Source organism: Azohydromonas sediminis (genome assembly GCF_003574675.1).
In the GTDB taxonomy this organism is placed as follows: domain Bacteria; phylum Pseudomonadota; class Gammaproteobacteria; order Burkholderiales; family Burkholderiaceae_C; genus Calidifontimicrobium; species Calidifontimicrobium sediminis.
The window spans coordinates 69,793-93,704 of record NZ_QOAZ01000008.1 but is presented as its reverse complement, the minus strand read 5'-3'; the positions used below and the strand labels follow the sequence as shown (position 1 = coordinate 93,704).

Annotated in this window: 22 protein-coding genes and 1 tRNA gene; 8 read left to right on the top strand and 15 right to left on the bottom strand. The window is 73.2% G+C overall.

Annotated elements, in window-relative coordinates:
* Window positions 1–47 precede the first annotated feature (47 nt).
* Window positions 48–1,946, bottom strand: a complete 1,899-nt coding sequence (locus tag DRV96_RS06720; protein ID WP_119289151.1) for a feruloyl-CoA synthase — start codon at window positions 1,944–1,946, stop codon at window positions 48–50.
* Window positions 1,943–2,752, bottom strand: a complete 810-nt coding sequence (locus DRV96_RS06715) for a crotonase/enoyl-CoA hydratase family protein (protein ID WP_119289149.1) — start codon at window positions 2,750–2,752, stop codon at window positions 1,943–1,945. Before DRV96_RS06715 ends, DRV96_RS06720 begins: the two co-directional genes overlap by 4 nt.
* 194 nt (window positions 2,753–2,946) lie before the next feature.
* Here DRV96_RS06715 and DRV96_RS06710 point away from each other — a divergent pair, with 194 nt between their 5' ends.
* Entirely contained in the window at window positions 2,947–3,810 is an 864-nt protein-coding gene (locus DRV96_RS06710) for an amidohydrolase family protein (RefSeq protein ID WP_119289147.1), read from the top strand.
* A gap of 12 nt (window positions 3,811–3,822) precedes the next feature.
* Here the strand turns inward: DRV96_RS06710 and DRV96_RS06705 are convergent, their stop codons facing one another.
* Complete coding sequence (locus tag DRV96_RS06705; protein WP_162910972.1) at window positions 3,823–4,464, bottom strand: porin family protein; 642 nt, start codon at window positions 4,462–4,464, stop codon at window positions 3,823–3,825.
* Between the two features lie 62 nt (window positions 4,465–4,526).
* Window positions 4,527–5,459, bottom strand: a complete 933-nt coding sequence (gene lhpI / locus DRV96_RS06700; RefSeq protein ID WP_119289143.1) for a bifunctional Delta(1)-pyrroline-2-carboxylate/Delta(1)-piperideine-2-carboxylate reductase — start codon at window positions 5,457–5,459, stop codon at window positions 4,527–4,529.
* A 76-nt stretch (window positions 5,460–5,535) separates the two neighbouring features.
* On the opposite strand from lhpI, the gene ald reads away from it, so the two are divergent.
* Window positions 5,536–6,657 carry an alanine dehydrogenase gene (ald, locus tag DRV96_RS06695; protein ID WP_119289141.1) on the top strand — a complete coding sequence of 374 codons (1,122 nt, stop codon included), beginning with the start codon at window positions 5,536–5,538 and terminating at the stop codon, window positions 6,655–6,657.
* A 27-nt stretch (window positions 6,658–6,684) separates the two neighbouring features.
* Here the strand turns inward: ald and DRV96_RS06690 are convergent, their stop codons facing one another.
* The 6 genes from DRV96_RS06690 to hutC form a co-directional block, all read right to left on the bottom strand.
* Complete coding sequence (locus tag DRV96_RS06690) at window positions 6,685–7,041, bottom strand: hypothetical protein (RefSeq protein WP_162910971.1); 357 nt, start codon at window positions 7,039–7,041, stop codon at window positions 6,685–6,687.
* A gap of 66 nt (window positions 7,042–7,107) precedes the next feature.
* Complete coding sequence (locus tag DRV96_RS06685) at window positions 7,108–8,493, bottom strand: formimidoylglutamate deiminase (RefSeq protein ID WP_119289137.1); 1,386 nt, start codon at window positions 8,491–8,493, stop codon at window positions 7,108–7,110.
* On the bottom strand, window positions 8,486–9,289 hold the full coding sequence (hutG, locus tag DRV96_RS06680) for an N-formylglutamate deformylase (RefSeq protein ID WP_119289135.1): 804 nt from the start codon (window positions 9,287–9,289) through the stop codon (window positions 8,486–8,488). The genes DRV96_RS06685 and hutG overlap by 8 nt, the downstream gene beginning before the upstream one ends.
* Window positions 9,286–10,527 carry an imidazolonepropionase gene (gene hutI / locus DRV96_RS06675; protein WP_119289133.1) on the bottom strand — a complete coding sequence of 414 codons (1,242 nt, stop codon included), beginning with the start codon at window positions 10,525–10,527 and terminating at the stop codon, window positions 9,286–9,288. Before hutI ends, hutG begins: the two co-directional genes overlap by 4 nt.
* Window positions 10,524–11,102: a HutD/Ves family protein gene (locus DRV96_RS06670; protein ID WP_119289130.1), complete on the bottom strand. Its 579-nt coding sequence runs from the start codon at window positions 11,100–11,102 to the stop codon at window positions 10,524–10,526. The genes hutI and DRV96_RS06670 overlap by 4 nt, the downstream gene beginning before the upstream one ends.
* 5 nt (window positions 11,103–11,107) lie before the next feature.
* Window positions 11,108–11,821 carry a histidine utilization repressor gene (gene hutC / locus DRV96_RS06665; RefSeq protein WP_119289128.1) on the bottom strand — a complete coding sequence of 238 codons (714 nt, stop codon included), beginning with the start codon at window positions 11,819–11,821 and terminating at the stop codon, window positions 11,108–11,110.
* A gap of 78 nt (window positions 11,822–11,899) precedes the next feature.
* Here hutC and hutU point away from each other — a divergent pair, with 78 nt between their 5' ends.
* From hutU to DRV96_RS06640, 5 genes are read left to right on the top strand one after another with little or no spacing between them, the layout of a single operon-like run.
* Window positions 11,900–13,603 carry a urocanate hydratase gene (gene hutU / locus DRV96_RS06660; protein WP_119289126.1) on the top strand — a complete coding sequence of 568 codons (1,704 nt, stop codon included), beginning with the start codon at window positions 11,900–11,902 and terminating at the stop codon, window positions 13,601–13,603.
* Window positions 13,603–15,225 (top strand): histidine ammonia-lyase, encoded by a 1,623-nt coding sequence (hutH, locus tag DRV96_RS06655; RefSeq protein WP_119289124.1) that lies wholly within the window; start codon window positions 13,603–13,605, stop codon window positions 15,223–15,225. Before hutU ends, hutH begins: the two co-directional genes overlap by 1 nt.
* A 44-nt stretch (window positions 15,226–15,269) precedes the next feature.
* Complete coding sequence (locus DRV96_RS06650) at window positions 15,270–16,238, top strand: ABC transporter substrate-binding protein (RefSeq protein WP_119289122.1); 969 nt, start codon at window positions 15,270–15,272, stop codon at window positions 16,236–16,238.
* A gap of 23 nt (window positions 16,239–16,261) precedes the next feature.
* Window positions 16,262–17,113, top strand: a complete 852-nt coding sequence (locus tag DRV96_RS06645) for an ABC transporter permease (protein ID WP_119289235.1) — start codon at window positions 16,262–16,264, stop codon at window positions 17,111–17,113.
* A gap of 13 nt (window positions 17,114–17,126) precedes the next feature.
* Window positions 17,127–17,909, top strand: coding sequence for an ABC transporter ATP-binding protein (locus DRV96_RS06640; protein ID WP_119289120.1), 783 nt, complete (start codon window positions 17,127–17,129; stop codon window positions 17,907–17,909).
* A gap of 151 nt (window positions 17,910–18,060) precedes the next feature.
* Here DRV96_RS06640 and DRV96_RS06635 read toward each other — a convergent pair.
* The 5 genes from DRV96_RS06635 to rsmB all read right to left on the bottom strand — a co-directional run bounded on the left by DRV96_RS06635 (window position 18,061) and on the right by rsmB (window position 23,112).
* Window positions 18,061–18,136 (bottom strand) — tRNA-Phe (locus DRV96_RS06635).
* Between the two features lie 35 nt (window positions 18,137–18,171).
* Window positions 18,172–18,870 carry a response regulator gene (locus DRV96_RS06630; RefSeq protein ID WP_119289118.1) on the bottom strand — a complete coding sequence of 233 codons (699 nt, stop codon included), beginning with the start codon at window positions 18,868–18,870 and terminating at the stop codon, window positions 18,172–18,174.
* 18 nt (window positions 18,871–18,888) lie between these two features.
* Entirely contained in the window at window positions 18,889–21,159 is a 2,271-nt protein-coding gene (locus DRV96_RS06625; protein ID WP_119289115.1) for a sensor histidine kinase, read from the bottom strand.
* Between the two features lie 7 nt (window positions 21,160–21,166).
* Entirely contained in the window at window positions 21,167–21,694 is a 528-nt protein-coding gene (locus DRV96_RS06620; protein WP_162910970.1) for a DUF4390 domain-containing protein, read from the bottom strand.
* A gap of 83 nt (window positions 21,695–21,777) precedes the next feature.
* Window positions 21,778–23,112 (bottom strand): 16S rRNA (cytosine(967)-C(5))-methyltransferase RsmB, encoded by a 1,335-nt coding sequence (gene rsmB / locus DRV96_RS06615; protein ID WP_119289111.1) that lies wholly within the window; start codon window positions 23,110–23,112, stop codon window positions 21,778–21,780.
* Window positions 23,113–23,183: 71 nt separating this feature from the next.
* Between rsmB and folE the strand changes: the two genes are divergently transcribed.
* Complete coding sequence (gene folE, locus DRV96_RS06610; protein WP_119289109.1) at window positions 23,184–23,912, top strand: GTP cyclohydrolase I; 729 nt, start codon at window positions 23,184–23,186, stop codon at window positions 23,910–23,912.

The following is a 23,912-nucleotide window of genomic DNA, read 5'->3' as shown; positions in this document are numbered from 1 at the left end:
CTCGTGTCTCCTGGGGATGGATCGGTCAGGAAAGAAACGTGCGCGGTTCAGCGCACGGGCGGTGCGCCCACGGGCGCAGGGGAAGACGCGGTGGGCAGCAGGCGGTACGAGTCGCCGCCCTCGTACAGGGCCTCGACGAGCGCCGCGCGGTGCTGCAGCACGGCGCGCTGGTTGATCGAGCCCTTGTCGGTGACTTCGCCCTTGTCGATCGACGGCGGCTCGACGAGCACGTGTGCGCGCGCGACGCGCGTCGAGCTGCCGGTGCCCTCGGCCCACAGGCGGTCGAGCAGGCGCTGGAAGAACGCGCGCACCGCGGGGTGGTGAATGACCTCGGGCGCCGGCGCCTCGGGCGGCAGGCCGGCGAGCTTGCGGCACTCGTCGAGGCGCGGGAACACGAGCATGCCGACGTCGTCGCGGTTCAGCCCGGTGATGACGGCGTCCTGCACGCAAGGCGCGCCGAGCGCGATGATGCGCGCGCGCAGCGGGCCCACGCTGACGAAGGTGCCGGTGGCGAGCTTGAAGTCCTCGGCGACGCGGCCGTCGAACAGCAGCCCCTTCTGCGGGTCGGCGGGGTCGACCCACCTGACGGCGTCGCCGGTGCGGTAGAAGCCTTCGTCGTCGAACGCCTCGGCGGTCTGCTCGGGCGCGCGCCAGTAGCCGGGCATCACGTTCGGGCCGCGGAAGCGGATCTCGACCTTGTCGTCGGCGGCGGCACCCATCGGCACGAGCTTGGCCTCGACGCCGGGCAGCGGCAGCCCGATGTGGCCCGAGCGCACGGCGGTGCCGAGCGCGAAGGTGCACGCCGGCGAGGTCTCGGTCATGCCCAAGCCGGTGAACATCGGGATGCGCTCGCCGACGGTGCGCTCGGCGAGTTCCTCGAGGTGGTCCCACACCGCCTGGCTCAGCCCGGCACCGGCGTACATGAAGGCCTGCACGCGGCTGAACAGGCGCTCGCGCAGCGCCGCGTCGTGCTCCATCGCGGCGGCGATCTCCTCGAAGCCCTTGGGCACGTTGAAGTAGACGGTGGGCGCGATCTCGCGCAGGTTGCGCAGCGTCTCGCCGATGCCCTGCGGCGTCGGCTTGCCGTCGTCGATGTACAGCGTGCCGCCGTTGTAGAGCACGATGCCGGTGTTGTGGTTGCCGCCGAAGGTGTGGTTCCACGGCAGCCAGTCGACGAGCACCGGCGGCTCGTCGGCGAGGAACGCAAACGCCTGGCGGATCATCTGCAGGTTCGCGCACAGCATGCGCTGCGTGTTGACCACGGCCTTGGGCTGCTTCGTCGAGCCCGAGGTGAACAGGAACTTGACGACGGTGTCGGGGCCGACGCGCGCGTGCGCGGCGTCGGCCTCGGCGCCGGGGGCCGTGGCCAGCAGCGACGCGAACGGCGTCGTCGCACGCTCGGGCAGCGCACCGGCGCCGAGCACGACTTCGACGTCGGCGGCCACCGTGGCGGCGATCGCCTTCGCGTAGCTCGCGTCGGCGGCGTAGACGAGGCCCGGCGTCGTCGTCGCCAGCACGTGGCGCAGCTTGCCGAAGTCCTGCGAGATCAGCGAGTACGCCGGCGACACCGGCACCACCGGCACGCCGATCCACATCGCGCCGAGGTACAGCGTCAGGTGCTCGAGGTCGTTGCCCGACAGGATCGCCAGCGGCCGCTCAACCGACAGCCCGCGCGCGGCCAGCGCCTGGCCGACGGCGCGTGCCCGCGCGAGCATCTGCGCGTAGCCGATGTGCACCCATTGCCCGTCGGGGCCACGGCGCGCCGCGAACGTGCGCTGCGGTGCCTCGCGCGCCCAGTGCTCTAGGCGATCCGTCAGGCGCGGCGGGTACGGCTGCAGCGGCTCGGTCGAGCGCAGCAGCGTGGTGCCGTCGGCGCGCCGTTCGACGACGGCCTCGAGGCAGCCGCCGACGCGTGCGGCGCGGTAGCGCGGCGCGGCGGCGCTCACGACTTGGCCACCTTGCCCGCGCGACCCTCGAGGAAGTCGCGCATGCGCTGCTTGGCCGACGCGTCGCCCTGCGCGATCGCGGCCATCAGCGACTCGACGAACAGGCCGTCCGACTGCGACAGGTCGGCGATGCGCGGCAGCGCCTGCATCACGGCGAAGTTCGACAGCGGCGAGTTGGACGCGACCTTCTGCGCCAGCGCGATCGCCTTGGCCAGGCCCTCGCCGTCGCCGACGCGGTAGTGCGACAGCCCCGCGGCCTGGCCCTCGTCGGCGTCGAGCACGCGGCCGGTGAGCATCATGTCGGTCATGCGCGCGACGCCGACCAGCCGCGGCACGCGCGCCGAGCCGCCACCGCCGACGAACAGGCCGCGCTGCCCCTCGGGCAGGCCGTAGAACGTGCTCGCCTCGGCCACGCGCAGGTGGCACGCGCTGGCCAGCTCCAGCCCGCCGCCGACCACCGCACCGTGCAGCACCGCGACCACCGGCACGCGGCCGAACTGGATCGCGTCCATCGTCGCGTGCCACATGCGCGAGTGCGCGACGCCCTCGAACGTGCTGCGCTCGCTCATCTCCGACAGGTCGAGCCCGGCGCAGAAGTGCTGGCCCTCGCCGCTGAGCACGACGGCGCGCACCTCGGCCGGCCAGTGCAGGAACGCGGTGTGCAGCTGCGTGACGAGCGTGTCGTTGATCGCGTTGCGCTTGTCGGGGCGCATCAGGCGCAGGTGCGCGACCGCGCCGGCGATCTCGATGCGCAGCAGGTCGAGCGCGGCCAGCACGCCGGTGGCGGGGGTGAAGGACGGGGTCATGGTCGGCTCGCGGACAGTAATTCAGAGTAGAAACTACCGGCGCGCCGACCGGCACCGGGATTACCCGCATGGCCGCGCCCCGAAGCTGCGTGATGATCGTCGGCCACGGGCCGGCCCCGCCGTCGCGCGCGCCGCCCGGCCGATTTAATTGCGATCCTGAACTTCATGGCGGCCGTCGCCGGGAGCCTTGCATCATGAACGTCGCCGATCTCGTCGCGATCGACGTGCACACGCACGCCGAGGTCTCGTGCTGGAACCCGTTCGACGCCTACGGCGAGGAGTACGACCGCGCCGCCGACAAGTACTTCCGCTCGAACCGCCGCCCGACGATCGCCGAGACGGTGGCCTACTACCGCGAGCGCAGGATCGGCCTCGTGATGTTCACCGTCGACAGCGAGGCGCAGCTCGGCCGCCGCCGCATCCCGAACGAGGAGATCGCCGAGGCGGCGCAGGCCAACGCCGACATGATGATCGCCTTCGGCAGCATCGACCCGCACAAGGGCAAGATGGGCGCGCGCGAGGCACGGCGGCTGATCGCCGAGCATGGCGTCAAGGGCTTCAAGTTCCACCCGACCGTCCAGGGCTTCCTGCCCTACGACAAGATGGCCTGGCCGCTGTACGAGGTGATCGCCGAGCACAAGCTGCCGGCGATCTTCCACAGCGGCCACTCGGGCATCGGCAGCGGCATGCGCTGCGGCGGCGGCTTGCGGCTGCAGAACTCCAACCCGATGCTGCTCGAGGACGTCGCGATCGACTTCCCCGACATGCAGATCGTGATCGCGCACCCGAGCTGGCCGTGGCAGGACGAGGCACTGAGCCTCGCGCTGCACAAGCCCAACATCTGGATCGACCTGTCGGGCTGGAGCCCGAAGTACTTCCCGCCGCAGCTGGTGCAGTACGCCAACACGCTGCTCAAGGACCGCATGCTGTTCGGCAGCGACTTCCCGCTGATCACGCCCGAGCGGTGGATGAAGGACTTCGACGAAGCCGGCTTCAAGCCCGAGGTCAAACCGCTGATCCTGAAGGACAACGCGGTGCGCCTGCTCGGGCTGGGCTGAACGCCGCGCACGCTAGAACCCGACCGACAGGCCGAGCAGCGCCTCGGCCTGCGTCAGCGTGCCGCCCTTGATCGACACCACGCATCCGCCCGAGCAGAAGAAGCCGCCGCGGCTGTTGACGAGCGTCACGTGGCCGCGCAGCTCGGCGCGCAGCGCCACCGCCGGCGCCAGCGGCCATTGCAGGCCGAGGCCGACGTTCATCGATGGCCGCGTCTCGCTCGTCAGCCCGTCGAGGCCGGGCGAGAAGTGCGTGACGCCGAGGCCGCCGACGGCGTAGGCACCGCCCCTCGCGGCATCGCCGTCGATGAAGACGCGCCCACCGACGTGGACATGCGTCACGTCGACGGCGACCGTACCCGTCTCGCCGAACGCCGAGCCGGGCAGGCCGCTGCGCTGGCGCGAGACGAACAGCTGCATCTGCCGGCCGTCGCCGAGCGGCCAGTCCAGGCTGGCGGCCCAGGCTGCGCCGCCCTCGAGCGTCAGCGTGCGGCCGTCGACCTCGTCGGTGAACGCGCCGCCGGCACGCGCACCGGCGTAGACGGTGATCGCGCTCTGCGCCGCGCACGGCAGCGCCAGCGCGAGCAGCGCCGCGGCGAGCGCCGTGCGGACGGGTTCGAAACGGTGGGTGGCGGTCAGCGTCATCGGTCGGCTCATCGGGGCTCTCGGGGTCGGGCGGGATCGGGGCGCAGCGCGGGCACCGGCGGCGGCTCGGGCGGTCAGCCGCGCGCCGTCGCGTCGACGAGGATCGCCGCGGCGAGGTCTTCGAGCGCGGTGCCGACCGACTTGAAGACGGTGCGCTCGTCGCGCGAACGCCGCCCGCGCGTGTCGCCGCGGCACAGCGCGGCCAGCGTGCCGCGCACGTCGGTGGCGGCGAAGACGCCGCGCGCCATCGGCGCGAGCAGGTCGCCGCTCTTGGCGAGCGCCTCGTCGGTGTCGACGTAGATCGCGGCGCCCGCAAAGCAGTCGTCGTCGGCCTCGCGCATCGCCGGCGTGAAGCCGCCGATCAGGTCGAGGTGGCTGCCCGCGCGCAGGTGCCGGCCGTGCACGAGCGGCTCGTCGGCCAGCGTCGCGCAGCTGACGATGTGGGCCGCGCCGACGGCGGCGTCGAGGTCGTCGGCCGCGACGGCGTCGAAGCCTTCGCGGTGCCAGTCGGCCGCCAGCGCGCGCGCCGCGTCGCGCCGCCGCGCCCACACCGTGACGCGCCCGATCGGGCGCACCGCGCGGTACGCCGCCGGCAGCAGCCGCGCGATGCGGCCCGCGCCGACGACGAGCAGGTGACGCGCGTCGTCGCGCGCGAGGAACGACGCCGCCAGCGCCGAGGCCGCCGCCGTGCGGCGCGCAGTGATCACGTCGCCGTCGATCAGCGCACACGGCGCGCCGGTGGCGGCGTCGAACAGCGTGTAAGTCGCGTGCACCGCCGGCAAGCCACGCGCGGCGTTGTGCGCAGCGACGTTGACGACCTTGACCCCGTAGTGGCGCGCGGTCCACGCCGGCATCAGCAGCGACGTCACCGCCCCCGCGTCGGCGCCGATCGTGTGCACGTGCCGCGGCGGCACCGCGCAGCCAGCGGCGAACATCTCGCGCAGCGCCGGCACGAGCCGCTCGAACGGCAGCGCGGCACGGGTGGCGTCGGCGTCGAACAGTCGCATCGGGGGCAGCGGCAGCGGTTGGCCCGCAGCATACTCGGGCCCTCGCGGAAGCGAGACGAAGTACGGGAGACCAACGATGCGCGTCGGCGTGCCCAAGGAGACCAAGCCGCAGGAACACCGCGTCGGCCTGACGCCGGCCGCCGTGCGTGAGTACGTGGCGGCTGGCCACGAGGTGTGGGTGCAGGCTGGCGCCGGAACCGGCATCGGCGCCGACGACGCCACCTTCGCCGCCGCCGGCGCACGCGTCGTCGACACCGCCGAGGAGGTCTGGGCCGGGTGCGCGCTGATCGTCAAGGTCAAGGAGCCGCTCGGCGACGAAAGGCGCTGGCTGCGCGAGGGGCAGATCCTGTTCACCTACCTGCACCTGGCCCCCGATGCGGCGCTCACGCGCGCGCTGCTCGACAGCGGCTGCACCGCGGTGGCCTACGAGACGGTGACCGACGCCGCCGGCGGCCTGCCGCTGCTCGCGCCGATGAGCGAAGTCGCCGGTCGCCTGGCGATTGAGGCGGCGGCGTTCGCGCTGCGCAAGCCCGCCGGCGGCCGCGGGCTGCTGCTCGGCGGTGTGCCGGGTGTGCCACCGGCGCGCGTCGTCGTGCTCGGTGCCGGCGTCGTCGGCACGCACGCGGCGCGCATGGCGGTGGGCCTGGGCTGCGAAGTCACGGTGATCAACCGCACGCTGCCGCGGCTGCGCGCGCTCGACGAGCTGTTCGGCGGGCGCGTGCGCACGCGGCTGGCCACGCGCGAGGCGATCGACGACGAGCTGCGCGCGGCCGACGTCGTCGTCGGCGCCGCGCTGGTGCCCGGCGCGCGCGCACCGCAGCTCGTCACGCGCGCGATGCTGGCCGCGATGAAGCCGCTCGCGGTACTGGTCGACGTCTCGATCGACCAGGGCGGCTGCTTCGAGACCTCGCGGCCGACGACGCACGACGCGCCGACTTACGTCGTCGACGGCATCGTGCACTACGCGGTGGCCAACATGCCGGGCGCGGTGCCGCTGACGTCGAGCCACGCGCTGAACCACGCGACGCTGCCATTCGGGCTGGCGCTGGCCGCGAAGGGCGAGCGCGCCCTCGTCGACGACCCGCACCTGCGCCGCGGCCTCAACGTGCACCGCGGCCGCGTGACCTGCGCCGCGGTCGCCGAGGCGCAGGGGCTGCCGTTCGTCAGCGCCGAGCAGGCGCTGGGCGTCGCGGGCTGAGCGCCCGGCGCGCGCACGACGACGGCCTCACTTCGGCGCCTTCGCGGCCTGGTCGAGCACCTCGAGCTGCAGCCGCAGCAGCCGCAGGCTCAGGTCGATCTCGCGCACCGCGGGGTGCACCGGCGTATAGCGCAGCAGCATCTCGGCACGCCGCGCCTCCAGCGTGCGCACGTGCGCCTCGATCTCGTCGCGCGGCCGCAGCGGCGGCGCCGGCACCGCGGCGACGAAGCGTTCGAGCGAGTCGAGCCGCGCTTCGGCCGCCTGCAGACGCCGTTCGAGCGCCACCACTTCGGGCGTCGGTCCTGCCGGCGCCGACGCGCAGCCGGTCACCACCAGCGCGATCGACAGCGCGGCCAAAGCAGTCGAACGATGCCAACCCGTCATCGACAGCTCCTCGTCATCGCGACACCGCCAACCGGCACGCGCAGCGCCCGGTCCGGCGATTCGCGTTCATCGTTCGCACCACAGCTCGTGCATCGCCGCCTCGAAGCCGGCGACGATGGCCTCGCGCCGCGGGTGCACGCCACCGCGCACGGCCCAGCGCCCGGCGACGAGCACGCCCGCCCACGGCCGCGACGGACTGGAGAACACGGCGGCGTCGAGCCAGCGCCCGGCCGGCACGCCGGCGAGCGCCGGGTCGCGCGTGTCGGCGAGCAGCGCGTCGGCGCGCCCGCCCGGCTGCAACCCCCAGCGGCGCTGCCCCGCGGCGGCCCCACCGCCGCGCAGCACGGCGTCGAACAGCCGCTCGGCCGTCGACGCGCGGCCCTGCGCCGGCGCGGCGGCGACGTTGCGCTGCCGCCGCACGAGGCGCTGGCCGTAGTCGAGCCAGCGCAGCTCCTCGCGCCAGTCGCGCGTGACGTGGCTGTCGGAGCCGACGGCCAGCGGCACGCCGGCAGCGAGCCAGCGCGGCAGGTCGGGCAGGCCGTCGCCGAGGTTGGCCTCCGTCGTCGGGCAGATCACCACCCCGGCACCGCTGGCGGCCACCGCATCGATCTCCGCCGGCAGCGCGTGCGTCGCGTGCACGAGCTGCCAGCGCGCGTCGAGCAGGCCTTCGCGCGCGAGCCACTCGATCGGCCGCGCGCCGGTCGCGGCGACGCAGTCGTCGACCTCGGCGGTCTGCTCGGCGGCGTGGACGTGGATCGGGCCGTCGAAGTCGGCGGCCGCGCGCCGCAGCGCGTGGATCGACGCCGGCGCCGCCGCCCGCAGCGAGTGGATCGCGACACCCGCGGTCAGCGCCGGCCGGCCGCTTGCGGCGATCGCGCGCGCCATCTGCCACACCGATGCCGCCGTCGTCGCGAAGCGGCGCTGGTCGTCGCGCAGCACCGGCTGCGCGAAGCCGGCACGCTCGTACAGCACCGGCATCAGCGTCAGCCCGACGCCGGCCTCGGCCGCGGCGTCGGCGAGCGCCCACGACGTCGCGAGCGGGTCGGCGTACGGGCGGCCGTCGGCGTCGTGGTGCAGGTAGTGGAACTCGCACACCTGCGTGTAGCCGCCGTCGAGCAGCTCGAGGTACAGCATCGCCGCGACGGCGCGCAGCTGCGCCGGCGTGACGCGCAGCGCGACGCGGTACATGCGGTCGCGCCAGCTCCAGAAGTCGTCGGCTTCGCTCTCGCGCCGTTCGGCGAGCCCGGCGAAGGCGCGCTGGAACGCGTGGCTGTGCGCGTCGACCAGCCCCGGCAGCAGCGGGCCGCCGAGCACTTCGGCGCCGGGCGGCGGCTGCGTGACGCCCGGCGTCACCTCGGACCAGCAGCCGTCGGCACCGACGCGCAGCAGCACACGCTCGCCCCAGCCCGTGGGCAGCCACGCGCGCGGCGCCCACAGCAGCGGCTCAGTCACCCGGCCTCCATGCCAGCATCGTGCGCAGCAGTTCGCGCAGCACCGGGCGCAGCCGCCCGGCGCGCGCCGGATCGATGCGGTACGGCGGCTGCTCGTCCATGTACGTCGACCAGCACATTTCCATCTGCACCGCGTGCACGCCGTCGCCGGGGCGGCCGTAGTGGCGCGTGATCCAGCCGCCCTTGAACCGGCCGTCGACGACGTGGGTGTACGCGTGCTGCCCGCGCAGCACGCCGGCGAGTGCCTCGCGCAGCGTCGGCGCGCAGCTCGTGCCGCCGGCGGTGCCGAGATTGAGGTCGGGCAGCGTGCCGTCGAACAGCCACGGCAGCGTCGACTTGATGCTGTGCCCGTCCCACAGCAGCGCGACGCCGTGCTCGGCCTTCAGCCGCGCGAGCTCGGCGGCGAGCGCGTCGTGGTACGGGCGCCAATATGCGTTCAGGCGTGCGGCGACGTCGGCGTCGTCGGGGGCACAGCCGTCGCGGTACAGCGCATCGCCGCTGAAGAAGCGCGTCGGCACCAGCTCGGTGTTGTTCGCGCCCGGGTACATCGGGGCGTTCTCGGGCGGGCGGTTCAGGTCGACGACGTAGCGCGAGTGCACGGGCACGATCAGGCTCGCGCCGAGTTCGTCGGCGATCGGCGCGTAGATCGCCTCGAGGTGCCAGTCGGTGTCTTCGACCGCGCGGGCGCGGTCGACCAGCCGCGACGCGATCGCCGGCGGGACGTGCGTGCCGACGTGCGGCAGGCTCACCAGCAGCGGCGTGCGGCCGCGGCGCAGCGTGAACGTCGCGGCGGTCATCGCAGCGGCTCCTCGCGCCCGCCTTGCACCACCCGGCACGTCGGGCGCTGGCCGAAGGCGTAGGCCAGTTCGCGCGGGTGGCCCACGCCCCAGGCGACGAAGTCGGCGCGCAGCCCGGCGGCCAGGCGCCCGCGGTCGTGCAGGCCGAGCGCACGCGCGCCGTGGACGGTGACGCCGCGCAGCGCCTCGTCGGGCGTGAGCCGGAACAGCATGCAGGCCATGTTGAGCATCAGCAGCGGCGACAGCGTCGGCGACGATCCCGGATTGTGGTCGGTCGCCAGCGCGATCGGCACGCCGGCCGCGCGCAGCGCGTCGACCGGCGGCAGCTTCGTCTCGCGCAGGAAGTAGAACGCACCAGGCAGCAGCACCGCGACCGTGCCGGCGCGCGCCATCGCAGCGATGCCGGCGTCGCTCAGGTGCTCCAGATGGTCGCACGACAGCGCACCGAACGCCGCAGCGAGCGCGGCGCCGCCCTGGTCGCTGAGCTGCTCGGCGTGCAGCTTGACCGGCAGGCCCAGCGCGCGCGCCGCCTCGAACACGCGCCGCGTCTGCGCCGGCGTGAACGCGATGCGCTCACAAAACGCGTCGACCGCGTCGACGAGCCCGTCGGCGTGCAGCGCCGGCAGCCACGCGCACACCGCGTCGACGTAGTCGTCGGCGCGCCCGTCGAACTCGGGCGGCAGCGCGTGCGCGGCCAGGCACGTCGTGCGCACCGTGAGCGGCAGCTCGCGCCCGAGGCGGCGCGCCACGCGCAGGCAGCGCGCCTCGTGCTCGAGCGCGAGGCCGTAGCCCGACTTGATCTCGAGCGTCGTCACGCCCTCGGCGCGCAGCGCGAGGGCGCGACGCCGCGCGGCGGCGTACAGCGTGGCCTCGTCGGCGGCGCGGGTGGCCGCCACCGTCGCGCGGATGCCGCCGCCGGCGCGCGCGATCGCTTCGTAGCTCGCGCCCTGCAGCCGCAGCTCGAACTCGGCCGCGCGGTCGCCGGCGTAGACGAGGTGCGTGTGGCAGTCGACCAGCCCGGGCGTGACGACGGCGCCGCCGAGGTCGACTTCGGCGGTGACGCCGGCGTCGCGCGGCAGCTCGGACTCGGCGCCGACCCAGGCGATCGCGTCGCCCGCGGTGATGATCGCGCCACGCTCGATCCAGCCCCAGCCGGCGGGATCGGCGAGCGTGGCCAGCCGCGCGCCGCGCCAGAGGGTGCGGCCGGCGGGCGGCGGGATCGCGTCGGTGTCGGTCATGCATCCTCCAGCGTCAGCCAGAACGCGCGCCGGCCCTCGCGCAGCGTCCACGCCGCCGCGTCGCGCACATCGGACCACCAGAGCGTGCCGGGGGCCAGCGCTTCGATGCGGCCGTCGACGTCGAGCAGCGCGGCCGCGTCGGTGTACAGCGCGCGCAGCGCGACGTCGCCCTCGAGCCGGCTGCCCGGCGCCGCGATGCGCAGCGTGGCCACGCCCGCGCCACGGCGCGCCATCACATTGAGGTCGCGCGTCGGTCCGGCAACGAGGCGGCACATCGGCGCCGCCTCACCGTCGAAGGCCAGCGGCGCGTCGTCCGGCGTGAGCGTCACGTCGCCCGACGGCAGCGCCAGACGCACGCCGTCGCCGCGCAGCACCGCGAACCAGCGCTCGACGCCGGGAAACGACGAGAACGGGCCATCGGCGGCGATCTCGGCAACGCTGACGCGCAGGCGCCACGGCTCGTGCGCGCCGCGCGCCGGCGGCCACGCGAGCAGTTCGCGCGTGGTGCCGCCGCCGTTGCGCCAGGGCTGCGGCGGGCAGTCGGCGAGCAGCGCGACGGACCGGCCCTCGGACATGGAAGTCACAGCTGGAAGTCTCCCTGCAGCTGGTAGCGCGTGCCCGGGTGCACCAGCCGCGCCAGCGTGATCACCGCGTCGCGCGTGAACGTGCGCCGCGTGACGACCAGGCACGGCTCGCGCGCGCCGATGCCCAGCAGCCGCGCCTCGTCGGCGGTCGCGGTGGCGGCCTCGATCGTGTACTGCGCGCGCCACAGTGCCGTCGTCTCGAACAGCACCTGCGTCGGCGTCGTCGCGGTGAAGTCGGCGTCGAGGTAGCGCGGGCTGCACGCCGGGTTGACGTAGCGGTCCTCGCACTGCAGCGGCACACCGTTCTCGAGGTGCACGATCAGCGTGTGGAACACGCGCGCACCCGGTGCGAGCCCCAGCTGCGCCGCCAGCGACGCCGGCGCGGTCTCGGCGCGCTGCACGTGCACGCGCGCCTCGTGGCGGTGGCCGCGCGACTCGATCTCCTCGTGCAGGTCGCGGATCGTCAGCGTGCTCGAGACACGGTGCAGCCGGGCCGCGAACGTGCCGATGCCCTGGCTGCGCTCGACGAGTCCCTCGGCCTGCAGCTCGCGCAGTGCGCGGTTGACCGTCATGCGGCTGACGCCGAAGCGCGCGACCAGCTCGGCTTCCGACGGCATCTGCGCGCCCGGCGGCCAGGTGCCCGCGGCCAGGCCGTCCTTCAGGAACTGCTTGACGCGCGCGTACGGCGGCAGCGGATGCGGGGAAACCATGACGGTCATCGTACTTGCCTAAGCCTGTCTAGACAACTAGGATGGCTCCCCACCGATTGCTGCCGGAGGCATGGCGCCATGACCGACCTGTCCGCGATCCACTCGCACGCCCAGCCGCACCCGGTGCGCGCACCCCGCGGCGCGGCGCTGCACTGCCGCAACTGGCAGATCGAGGCGGCGTACCGCATGATCCAGAACAACCTCGACCCCGAGGTCGCCGAGAACCCCGACGCGCTGGTCGTCTACGGCGGCATCGGCAAGGCCGCGCGCAACTGGGACTGCTACGAGGCGATCCTGCGCGCGCTGCGCGAGCTCGGCGAGGACGAGTCGCTGCTGGTGCAGTCGGGCAAGCCGGTGGGCGTGTTCCGCACCCACGCCGATGCGCCGCGGGTGCTGATCGCCAACTCGAACCTGGTGCCGAAATGGGCGACGTGGGAGCACTTCCACGAACTCGACCGCAAGGGCCTGATGATGTACGGGCAGATGACCGCCGGCAGCTGGATCTACATCGGCAGCCAGGGCATCGTGCAGGGCACGTACGAGACCTTCGTCGAGGCCGGCCGGCAGCACTACGGCGGCAGCCTGGCCGGCCGCTGGATCCTGACCGCCGGCCTCGGCGGCATGGGCGGCGCGCAGCCGCTGGCCGCGGTGTTCGCCGGCGCGTCGTGCCTCGTCGTCGAGTGCCAGCAGTCGCGCATCGACTTCCGCCTGCGCAGCCGCTACCTCGACGAGCAGGCGGCCGACCTCGACGACGCGCTGGCGCGCATCCGCAGGTACACCGCCGAGGGCCGGGCCGTCTCGGTCGGCCTGCTCGGCAACGCCGCCGAGGTGCTGCCCGAGCTGGTCCAGCGCGCGAAGGCCGGCGGCATCCGGCCCGACCTCGTGACCGACCAGACCAGCGCGCACGACCTCGTCAACGGCTACCTGCCCGCGGGCTGGACGGTCGAGGCGTGGAAGGCCGCGCAGGCCGACGACACGCAGCACGCCGCACTGCGCGAGGCGGCCGCGCGCAGCTGCGCGGCGCACGTGCGGGCCATGCTCGAGTTCCAGGCGATGGGCGTGCCCACCGTCGACTACGGCAACAACATCCGCCAGGTCGCGTTCGACCAGGGCGTGACGAACGCCTTCGACTTCCCCGGCTTCGTGCCCGCGTACATCCGGCCGCTGTTCTGCCGCGGCAAGGGACCGTTCCGCTGGGTGGCCCTGTCGGGCGACCCGGACGACATCCGCAAGACCGACGCGAAGATGAAGGAGCTGTTCCCGCACGACGCGCACCTGCACCGCTGGCTCGACATGGCGGGGGAGCGCATCGCCTTCCAGGGCCTGCCGGCGCGCATCTGCTGGATCGGCCTCGGCGAGCGGCACCGCTCCGGCCTCGCGTTCAACGAGATGGTCCGCCGCGGCGAGCTGAAGGCGCCGATCGTGATCGGCCGCGACCACCTCGACAGCGGCTCGGTGGCCAGCCCCAACCGCGAGACCGAGGCGATGGCCGACGGCAGCGACGCCGTCAGCGACTGGCCGCTGCTCAACGCGCTGCTCAACACCGCCAGCGGTGCGACCTGGGTCAGCCTGCACCACGGCGGCGGCGTCGGCATGGGCTATTCGCAGCACGCCGGCGTCGTGATCGTCTGCGACGGTACCGACGCCGCGGCGCGGCGCATCGAGCGCGTGCTGTGGAACGACCCGGCCACCGGCGTGATGCGCCATGCCGATGCGGGTTACGAGATCGCGCGGCAATGCGCGCGCGAGCACGGACTGAAGCTGCCGATGCTGGAGGGCTGATGCCGCTCGTGCTGCGCCCGGGGCGGCTCACGCTCGACGACCTGCAGGCCATTCACGCCGGCGGCGTCGCGCTCGCGCTCGAGCCGTCCGCGCACGCGGCGATCGCGGCCAGCGCCGCGGTCGTGCAGCGCGCCGCGCACGGCGACGCGGCCGTCTACGGCGTCAACACCGGTTTCGGCAAGCTCGCGTCGACGCGCATCGGCGAGGGCGACCTCGCGACGCTGCAGCTGCGGCTGATCCGCTCGCACAGCGTCGGCGTCGGCGAGCCGCTGGCGCCGCCCGTCGTGCGGCTGATGCTCGCGACGAAGGCGGCGAGCCTTGCGCGCGGGCACTCGGGCGTGCGCCCGCTCGTGATCGACACGCTGCTCGCGGTGTTCAACGCCGGCATCGTGCCGTGGGTGCCGAACCAGGGGTCGGTCGGCGCCTCGGGCGACCTCGCGCCGCTCGCGCACATGACGCTCGCGCTGATGGGCGAAGGCGACTTCCTCGTCGACGGGGCGCGCCGCCCGGCCGCCGCGGTGCTGCGCGAGGCCGGCATCGCGCCGCTGGCGCTCGCCGCCAAGGAAGGCCTGGCGCTGATCAACGGCACGCAGACCTCGACCGCGCTGGCGCTGCACGCGCTGCTGTCGTTCGAGCCGGTGCTCGAGGCCGCGCTCGTCGTCGGCGCGCTGACGGTCGACGCCGCGCGCGGCAGCGACGCGCCGTTCGACCCGCGCATCCACGCGCTGCGCGGCCAGCCGGGGCAGATCGACGTCGCCGAGTACTACCGCCGCCTGCTCGAGGGCAGCGCGATCCGCGCCTCGCACCGGGAGATGCGTCCCCAGCCCGGCGCTGCGCGCCGTTTGCCCCCCGAGGGGGGCGCCCAGCACTGGCAGAGCCAGATGCTGGACGGCGACGACCGCGTGCAGGACCCGTACTGCCTGCGCTGCCAGCCGCAGGTGGTCGGCGCCTGCCTCGACCAGCTGCGCCACGCCGCACTAGTGCTGCTGCGCGAGGCCAACGCGGTGACCGACAACCCGCTCGTGTTCGCCGACGACGGCAGCCTGCTGTCCGGCGGGAACTTCCACGCCGAGCCGGTCGCGCTCGCGTGCGACGCGATGGCCTGCGCGATCGCCGAGGTCGGCGCGATCGCCGAGCGGCGCATCGCGATGCTGATCGACAGCGGCGTCTCGCGCCTGCCGCCGTTCCTCGCCGCCGACCCGGGCCTCAACAGCGGCTTCATGATCGCGCACGTCACCGCGGCGGCGCTGGCCAGCGAGAACAAGTCGATCGCGCACCCGGCCAGCGTCGACAGCCTGCCCACCAGCGCGAACCAGGAGGACCACGTCAGCATGGCCACGTTCGCCGCGCGCCGGCTGCAGCCGATGATCGCCAACGTCGCGCGCATCCTCGGCATCGAGCTGCTCGCGGCGGCGCAGGGCATCGAGTTCCTGCGCCCGCTGACCAGCTCGTCGGTGCTCGAATCGGTGCATGCCCTGCTGCGCAAGACGGTGGCGCCGATGCACCATGACCGTTACCTCGCCCCCGACATCGAGCACGCGGCCGCGCTCGTTGCCGGCGGCGAGCTGGCACGCATCCTGCGCATGCTGCCCGAACTGCCGGCGCTGTGGACGCCGGCCTGAAGCCGACCCGAACCCACCCTGCCCCCACAGCCCCGGAGGACTGCATGAAAAAGACGATCGAACGCAAGCTCGCCACCCTCGCCGCGGCCGTCGCCGCCGCCGTCGTCACGGCGAGCGCCCAGGCGCAGGAGACCAAGGTCACCATCGCGATCTCGGGCTGGACCGGCTTCGCGCCGCTGACGCTGGCCAAGGAGGCCGGCCTTTTCAAGAAGCACGGCCTCGATGTGACGATCAAGAAGATCCCGCAGAAGGACCGCCACCTCGCGATCGCCTCGGGCGACGTGCAGTGCGCGGCGACCACCGTCGAGACCTGGATCGTCTGGAACGCCAACGGCGTCGCGACGACGCAGATCTTCCAGCTCGACAAGAGCTACGGCGCCGACGGCATGGTCGTCAAGCCGAACATCCAGAAGATCGCCGACCTCAAGGGCAAGACGGTCGCGGCCAGCGCCCCCGGCACGGCGCCTTACTTCACGCTCGCGTGGTTCCTGCGCGAGAACGGGCTGAGCCTGAAGGACGTCAACATCGTCAACCTCGAGCCGCAGGCCGCGGCCAACGCGATGATCGCCGGCACCGGCAACCTCGACGCGGCGATGACCTACGAGCCGTACCTGAGCGCCGTGCGCGCCAAGCCCGAGGCCGGCCGCATCATCGCCACGACGCTCGACTACCCGATGGTGATGGACACCTTCGGCTGCACGCCGAAGTTCCTCGCCGACAACCCGAAGGCCGCGCAGGGGCTGGCCAACGGCTACTTCGACGCGCTCGAGATGATCAAGGCCGACCCGAAGAAGAGCTTCGAGATCATGGGCGCCGACGTCAAGCAGACCGCCGAGCAGTTCGAGGCGAGCCAGAAATACCTGCGCTGGCAGGACCGCGAGGCCAACCGCAAGTTCTTCGCCGGCGAGCACGCCGCGTTCAGCAAGAAGGCCGCCGACCTGCTGCTCGAGGCCGGGATCATCCGCCAGATCCCCGACCTGTCGAAGCTCGCCGACACGCGCTTCATCCAGTGAGCGACGCCGACGCCAGCCGCGCGGTGCGCCTCGACGCGCCCGCGCTCGCGACCGCCACCACCGAGGCGAGCCCGCCGCGCCCGCGGCCGTGGCGCCTGCGGCCGCTGGTGCCGGTGGCCGCGCCCACGCGTATCGCGCTGGGCGCCGCGTTCTTCGTGCTGTTCTTCGCCGTGTGGGCAGCGGTGACGTTCGGCGGCGTGGTGCCCAAGACCTTCCTCGCCGACCCGCTAGCGATGCTCGCCAGCGGCTGGCGGCTGATCAGCCAGTTCGGCTTCCTGCACGACATCGGCATGACGGTGTGGCGCGTGCTCGGCGGCTTCGCGATCGCCGCCGCGATCGCGCTGCCGCTGGGCGTCGCGATGGGCGCGTACAAGCCGGTCGAGGCGTTCTTCGAGCCCTTCGTCAGCTTCGCGCGCTACCTGCCGGCCAGCGCGTTTATCCCGCTGCTGATCCTGTGGGCCGGCATCGGCGAGGCGCAGAAGCTCGCAGTGATCTTCATCGGCAGCTTCTTCCAGCTCGTGCTGATGATCGCGGTGGCGGTGGGCAACGCGCGGCGCGACCTCGTCGAGGCCGCATACACGCTCGGCGCGAACGACCGCACGCTCGTCACCCGCGTGCTGATCCCCGGCGCGGCGCCCGAGATCGCCGAGATCCTGCGCATGGTCCTCGGCTGGGCCTGGACCTACGTCATCGTCGCCGAGCTGATCGGCGCGTCGAGCGGCATCGGCCACATGATCACCGACAGCCAGGCGCTGCTGGCCACCGACCAGATCATTTTCGGCATCATCGTCATCGGCCTGATCGGGCTGGTCAGCGACTTCGCGTTCAAGGCGCTGAACCGGCGCCTGTTCCCGTGGGCGCTGCTGGGACGCTGAAGGGGCGCGCACGATGGGCACGATCCTGAGCATCCGCGGCGTCGAACGCCGCTTCGACCGCACGCTCGCGCTGCAGGCCACCGACCTCGACGTGGCCGAGAACGACTTCGTCACGATCCTCGGCCCCAGCGGCTGCGGCAAGAGCACGCTGCTGCGCATCGTCGCCGGCCTCGACCAGCCGACCGCCGGCGACGTGCTGCTCGAGGGCCGCGCGATCCACGGCCCCGGCGCCGACCGCGGCATGGTGTTCCAGAGCTACACGCTGTTCCCCTGGCTCAACGTGCTCGACAACGTGTGCTTCGGGCTGCGCGAACGCGGGCTGCCGCGCGCCGAGCAGCTCGACGTCGCGCATGCGTTCATCGCCAAGGTCGGCCTGCGCGGCTTCGAGCAGCATTACCCGAAACAGCTGTCGGGCGGCATGCAGCAGCGCGTGGCGATCGCGCGCGCGCTGGCCAACGGCCCGCGCATGCTGCTGATGGACGAGCCGTTCGGCGCGCTCGATCACCAGACGCGCGAGCTGATGCAGGAGCTGCTGCTCGGCATCTGGGAGGCCGAGCGCAAGACGGTGCTGTTCGTCACGCACGACATCGACGAGGCCGTGTTCATGGGCAGCCGCGTCGTCGTGATGAGTGCGCGCCCGGGCCGCATCAAGCTCGACCGCGTCGTGCCGCTCGCGCATCCGCGGCACTACTCGGTGAAGACGACGCCCGAATTCGCGGCGATCAAGGCCGAGCTGACCGAGAAGGTGCGCGTCGAGGTGCGCGCAGCCCAGGAGGCGGTGGCCGCGGGCGTCTGACCGCCGTCGACGCCACGGGTGCCAAGGCGCAACGGCTCCCGGCGGCGTGTCGAGAGGTCCAGTCCATATTTCCTGCCCAGAAAACGCGAGGGGCCACCGAAGTGGCCCCTGCCTGGACATCCCAAGTCGTTGATTGACTTGGGATTCTGACTGGTGGCCAAGGGCGGAATCGAACCACCGACACGCGGATTTTCAATCCGCTGCTCTACCAACTGAGCTACTTGGCCGGAAAGCGCGCGATTATAGCGGCGCGAGCCCGCGCTCACAGCCCGCCGCGCCTGTTGCGCGAGAGATCGACGCCGAGCTGCTTGAGCTTGCGGTACAGGTGCGTGCGCTCGAGACCCGTCTTCTCGGCCACACGCGTCATCGAGCCGTTCTCCTTCGCAAGGTGGAACTCGAAGTAGCTCTTCTCGAACGCGTCGCGCGCCTCGCGCAGCGGGCGGTCGAGCTCGAAGAGCTGTTCCGAAGGCGGCCCGAGCAGCTGCGGCGCCACCGGCAGCGGCGGCGCGGCGGCACCGGCCGACGCACCGGCCGACGCACCGGCCGGCGCGTCGGGACGCGCGGCGGTGCCGGGGGCGGCCGCCGGGGCGCGCGGTGCCGGCTTGGCCAGCGCCTGCTCGACGGCGCGCAGCAGCTTCTGCAGCGTGATCGGCTTCTCGAGGAAGGCCATCGCGCCGAACTTGGTCGCCTCGACCGCAGTGTCGATCGTGCCGTGGCCGCTCATCATGATGACGGGCATCGTCAGCTGGCCGGTGGCACCCCACTCCTTGAGCAGCGTGACGCCGTCGACGTCGGGCATCCAGATATCGAGCAGCACGAGGTCGGGGCGCATGCGCTCGCGCACCGCACGCGCCTGCGCGGCGTTTTCGGCCAGCTCGACCGTGTGCCCTTCGTCGCTGAGGATTTCCGACAGCAGCCCGCGAATGCCGAGTTCGTCGTCGACTACAAGAATCGTTGCCATGGATTCGGTGCGGGCCGCTCAGCTCTCGGAGGCGGCGGTGTCGGGGGATGTCGCCGGCTGCGCCTCGACGAGCTTCGAAAATGATAGCGAAACTTGCGCGCCGGCCACGCCCCCCTGCGGCGCCGGGCGGTTGCCGATGCGCACGCGCGCGCCGTGCTCGTCGGCGATCTTCTTGACCACCGCCAGCCCCAGCCCCGTGCCCTTGCTCTTGGTCGTCACGTAGGGCTCGAACGCGCGCTTGAGCACCTTGTCGGCGAAGCCGGGGCCGTTGTCGCTGACGACGAGCCGCACCGCGCGCACGCGCCCGTCGTCGTGGCGCGCGACCTCGGTGGCCACGTGCACCCAGCCGTCGTCGCGCTCGGCGATGGCGTCGAGACCGTTTTGCACCAGGTTGTGCACGACTTGCCGCAGCTGCGTCGCGTCGCCGACGATGGCCGGCGGCGCGTCGGCGTAGCTCACGCGCAGGCGCCCGCTCTCGATGTGCTGGCCGTACAGCGCGAGCACCTCGGCGACGAGGCGGTTCAGGTCCAGCGGGTGCAGCTGCGCGGCCGGCAGCCGCGCGTAGTCGCGGAACTCGTTGACGAGCTGCTTCATCGCCTGCACCTGCGTGACGATGGTGGCCACCGAGCGCTGCAGCAGCGCGCGCCCGGCGTCGTCGAGCTTGGCCTCGAGCTTGTGCTGCAGCCGCTCGGCCGACAGCTGGATCGGCGTCAGCGGGTTCTTGATCTCGTGCGCCAGCCGCCGCGCGACCTCGCTCCACGCGGCGGTGCGCTGCGCGCTGACGACTTCGCTGATGTCGTCGAACACCATCAGCCGCATCCCGCCGGGCAGCGTCGCGCCGCGCACGAGCAGCGTCAGCGTGTCGCCTTCGCGCCCGCCGCCCGCCCCCAGCGGCAGCTCGAAGGTGTCCTGCCACTGGTCGCGCTCGCCGGGCTCGGGGCTCGCCTGGTGGGCCTCGAAGCGCTGCCACACCGCCTCGGCGAGCGGCTGCAGACCGGGCACGTCCTCGAGGCGCTGTCCGCGGTGCGCCGACAGCGGCAGCTTCAGGATGCGCGTCGCGCCGGGGTTCACGGTGTCGATGCGGCGTTCACGGTCGAACACGATGACGCCGGCCGTCATGTTGTCGAGGATGGTCTGCAGGTGCGTGCGCGCGTTCTCGAGCTCGGCGACGCTGCGCTGCACCTGCGCGCGCGCGTCGGCGAGCTGCTGCGTCATGTCGGCGAACGAGCGCGTCAGGCCGCCGAGCTCGTCGGTCGACGCGAACACCGGCTTGGCCGTCAGGTCGCCGCGCGCGACCTGGCGCACCCCCTCGGCCAGCAGCAGCAGCGGGCGCGCGAGCTGGTTGCCGAGCACGGCGGCCAGCAGCACGGCACCGAAGACGGCGAGCACCAGCGCCAGCGTCAGCGTGCCGATGTACATCTTGCGCAGCCCGTCGCGCTCGAGCATGCGCTGCTGGTACTCGCGGTACGCCGCCTGCACCGCGAGCGCCTGCGCCGCCAGCGCCGGCGGCACCGCCTGCACGACCATCAGGTAGCGCTCCTCGGCGCCCAGGCGCAGGTCGGCGCTGGGCACGACGGCCACCGCACGCACGCGCGCGGCCGGCGGCGTCGCTGCACCGGGCTCCTCGTCGAGCCCTTCGATGCGGCTGGCCACGCGTGCGCGCGCGGCCTCGCGCAGCAGCGCCGGATCGGCCCGCTCGGGCTGCAGCAGCGCCGCGAGCCCACCAGCGGCGACCACGACTTGCCCGTTGCCGGCCAGCAGCGCGACCTGCTGCGCGGCCAGCTGCTCGCGCAGGCGCTCGAGCGCCAGCGGCGTCGGCCGCAACGCGCCGTCGCCGATGCGCTCGGCGGCCAGCCGCGTCTTGGCCGCGACGTCGGCGACCTGCGCGTCGAGCGTGCCGCGCCCGAGCGCCAGCCCGGCGTCGAGCGCTCTCTCGACGCGCGCGTCGAACCACACCTCGATGCTGCGCGAGACGAACTGGTAGCTGATCGTGTAGATCAGCGCGCCGGGCAGCACGCCGACCAGCGCGAAGATGCCGGCCAGCTTGAACAGCAGCCGGCTGCCGAACTTGCCGCGCTTCAGGCGCACCGCCAGCCGCGCCGACGCGATCACGATCACCAGCAGCAGCAGCGCGCCGACGGCGACGTTGAGCCAGAACAGCCACACGAAGTGGCGCTCGTAGAAGCCGCGCGTGCCGCCCGACAGCGAGACGACGAAGCCGAGCACGAGCGCGACGCCGGTGACCGCGACCAGCGCAATGATCAGGGCCCAGCGCGTGGACTTGGTCATCGCACGCTCAGCGGCGCAGCTCGATGCGGCGCTCGACGGCGAGCTGCCACTCGGGCAGGTTGCCGATGCCGATCTGCATCGGCCGCGGCAGCTCGCCGGTGTCGAGCCGCCAGACGAAGTCGAGCACGTGGCGCTCGTCCGGGTCGACGTCGGCGGCGGCGGCGACGCGCCAGCGCGTCAGGCGCGTCATCGTCGCCATCGCCTCGTCGAGGCTGGCGAAGGTCTGGTGCAGCCCGCCGCTGCTGACACGGAAGCTGCCGGTCAGCGGCTGGTAGCTCAGCCGCCATTCGCGCCGCGCACGGCCCACGCGCACGTCGCGCCAGTACCAGCGCGGCCGCACCAGCACGGCCTCGGCCTCGAAGTGCAGCGCGATGCCGCGGCGCAGCGCGTCCTCGACCGGTGCGGGCAGCGTCGCGCGCACCGCGAAGTCCACGCTCACCTCGTCGTCGCTGCGCACCACGTCGAGCGCGATCAGCTCGACCGCCTCGGCGCGCGCCGGCACTGGCACCAGCGGTGCCAGCACGCAAGCGAGCATGGCGCGCGCGAGGGCACGACGGCTGACGCCGCGGCGGCCGCGCGCGGCACGGTCCGTGGCGCTGGCGGGCGCGGCAGGAGCGGTCAAGGTCGTTGCAGCAGCGCGTAAAAGAAGCCGTCGGGGTCGGCGCCGCAGGACGCGGCGGCGGGCTCGTGCGACCCATTGTCGGCCAGCGGCAACAGGTGCCCCGGCGACACCGGATCGAGCCGGGCCGTGCCGCCGGGCTGGCGTTGCAAAAAAGCGTCGATCTGGGCCTGCCCTTCGGCCCTGAAGATCGAGCACGTCGCATACAGCAGCCGCCCGCCCGGCTTGACGAGCGGCCACAGCGCGTCGAGCAGCCGCGCCTGCTGGCGCGCCAGCGCGGCGACGTCGTCGGGGCGGCGCAGCCAGCGCACGTCGGGGTGGCGGCGCACGATGCCCGACGCGGTACACGGCGCGTCGAGCAGGATGGCATCGAACGGCCGCCCGTCCCACCACGCGGTGGGGTCGCCGGCGTCGGCAGCCTTCAGCTCGGCGCTCAGGTGCAGCCGCTGCAGCGTCTCGCGCACGCGCGCCAGCCGCAGCGCGTCGTGGTCGAGCGCGAGCACGTCGAGGTCGGCGAGTTCCAGCAGATGCGCCGTCTTGCCGCCCGGCGCGGCGCAGGCGTCGAGCACGCGCGCGCCGGCCGGCAGGCCGGCGCCGAGCAGCAGCGGCGCGGCGCGCTGCGCGGCGGCGTCCTGCACCGAGACGTCGCCGTCGTCGAAGCCGGGCAGTTCGGCCACCGGGCACGGCTGCGCGAGCACGACGGTGTGCGCGCCGACCGCGCGCGCGGCCAGCCCACGCGCGGCCAGCCGCGGCAGGTAGCCCGCGGCGTCGCCGCGGCGCGCGTTGACGCGCAGCGTCATCGGCGGGTGGCGGTTCGCGGCGCGCAGGATGTCCTGCCACTCGCGCGGCCAGTCGGCCTTGACGCGCTCGATCCACCACAGCGGATGGTTGAACGCGGCCACCGGGTCGCGGCACGCGGCGGCCACGAGGGCGTCGCGCTCGCGCACGAAGCGTCGCAGCACGGCGTTGACGAAGCCGGCCGCCGCCGGCACGCGGCGGCGCGCCGCGGTGACGGCCTGGTCGACGAGCGTGTGGTCGGGGTAAGGCGGCGTCGCCGGCGGCTCGGGCGGCCACAGCAGCGCGAGCGCGGTGACGAGCAGCGCATCGACCGGCGGCGGCGGCGCCTTCGGCGCGACGAGTTTGCGCACCGCGTCGGCGCCGCCGAGGCGGCGCATCACGTGGAACGCCAGCGCCTGCGTGCCGGGACGCGCCGGCAGCGGCACCTGCGCGAGCACGTCGGTCAGCGAGCGTCCGCCGCGCACCGCGCGCACGGCGTCGGCCGTGTGCTCGAGCAGTTGCGACAGCGGCGGTGACGGCGCAGCGACAGGGGCCATCGCGGCAGTCTATGCGCGCGGCAGGCGGGGCCGTCACAATCGGCGCTCCCTGGACTGACGGAGGAGGGTGCATGTCCTCCAGCGCGACACCGATCTTTCGCAGCGAGGAAGAGCTCGCCCGGCTGCCGGCCTCGGAACGCATCCGCTACCGCCTGGTCAGCGCCGAGTGCCGCTTCCACGCCAACGACAACATCGCCGACCACATCGAGCCCGGCGAGCTCGACGAACTGAAGGCCGAAGTGCAGGCCAAGATGCACGAGGTTCTGCGCGCGCTCGTGATCGACACCGACAACGACCACAACACCAACGACACCGCCAAGCGCGTGGCCAAGATGTTCATCGACGAGGTGTTCGCCGGCCGCTACCGCCCGATGCCCTCGGTGACCGAGTTCCCCAATGCCGAACGGCTCAACGAGCTGATGATCGTCGGCCCGATCAAGGTGCGCAGCGCCTGCTCGCACCACCTGTGCCCGATCCTCGGGCGCGTGTGGATCGGCGTGCTGCCCAACGAGTTCTCGAACCTGATCGGGCTGAGCAAGTACGCGCGCATCTGCGAGTGGATCATGGCGCGGCCGCAGATCCAGGAGGAAGCCGTGACGATGCTGGCCAACGAGCTGCAGGAGCGCGTCAAGCCCGACGGCCTGGCGATCGTGATGGAGGCCGACCACTTCTGCATGCACTGGCGTGGCGTCAAGGACGACGAGTCGATGATGGTCAACTCGGTGATGCGCGGCGCGTTCCTGAAGGATGCGAACCTGCGCCGCGAATTCCTGTCGCTGCTGAGCAAGAAGACCGCCTGA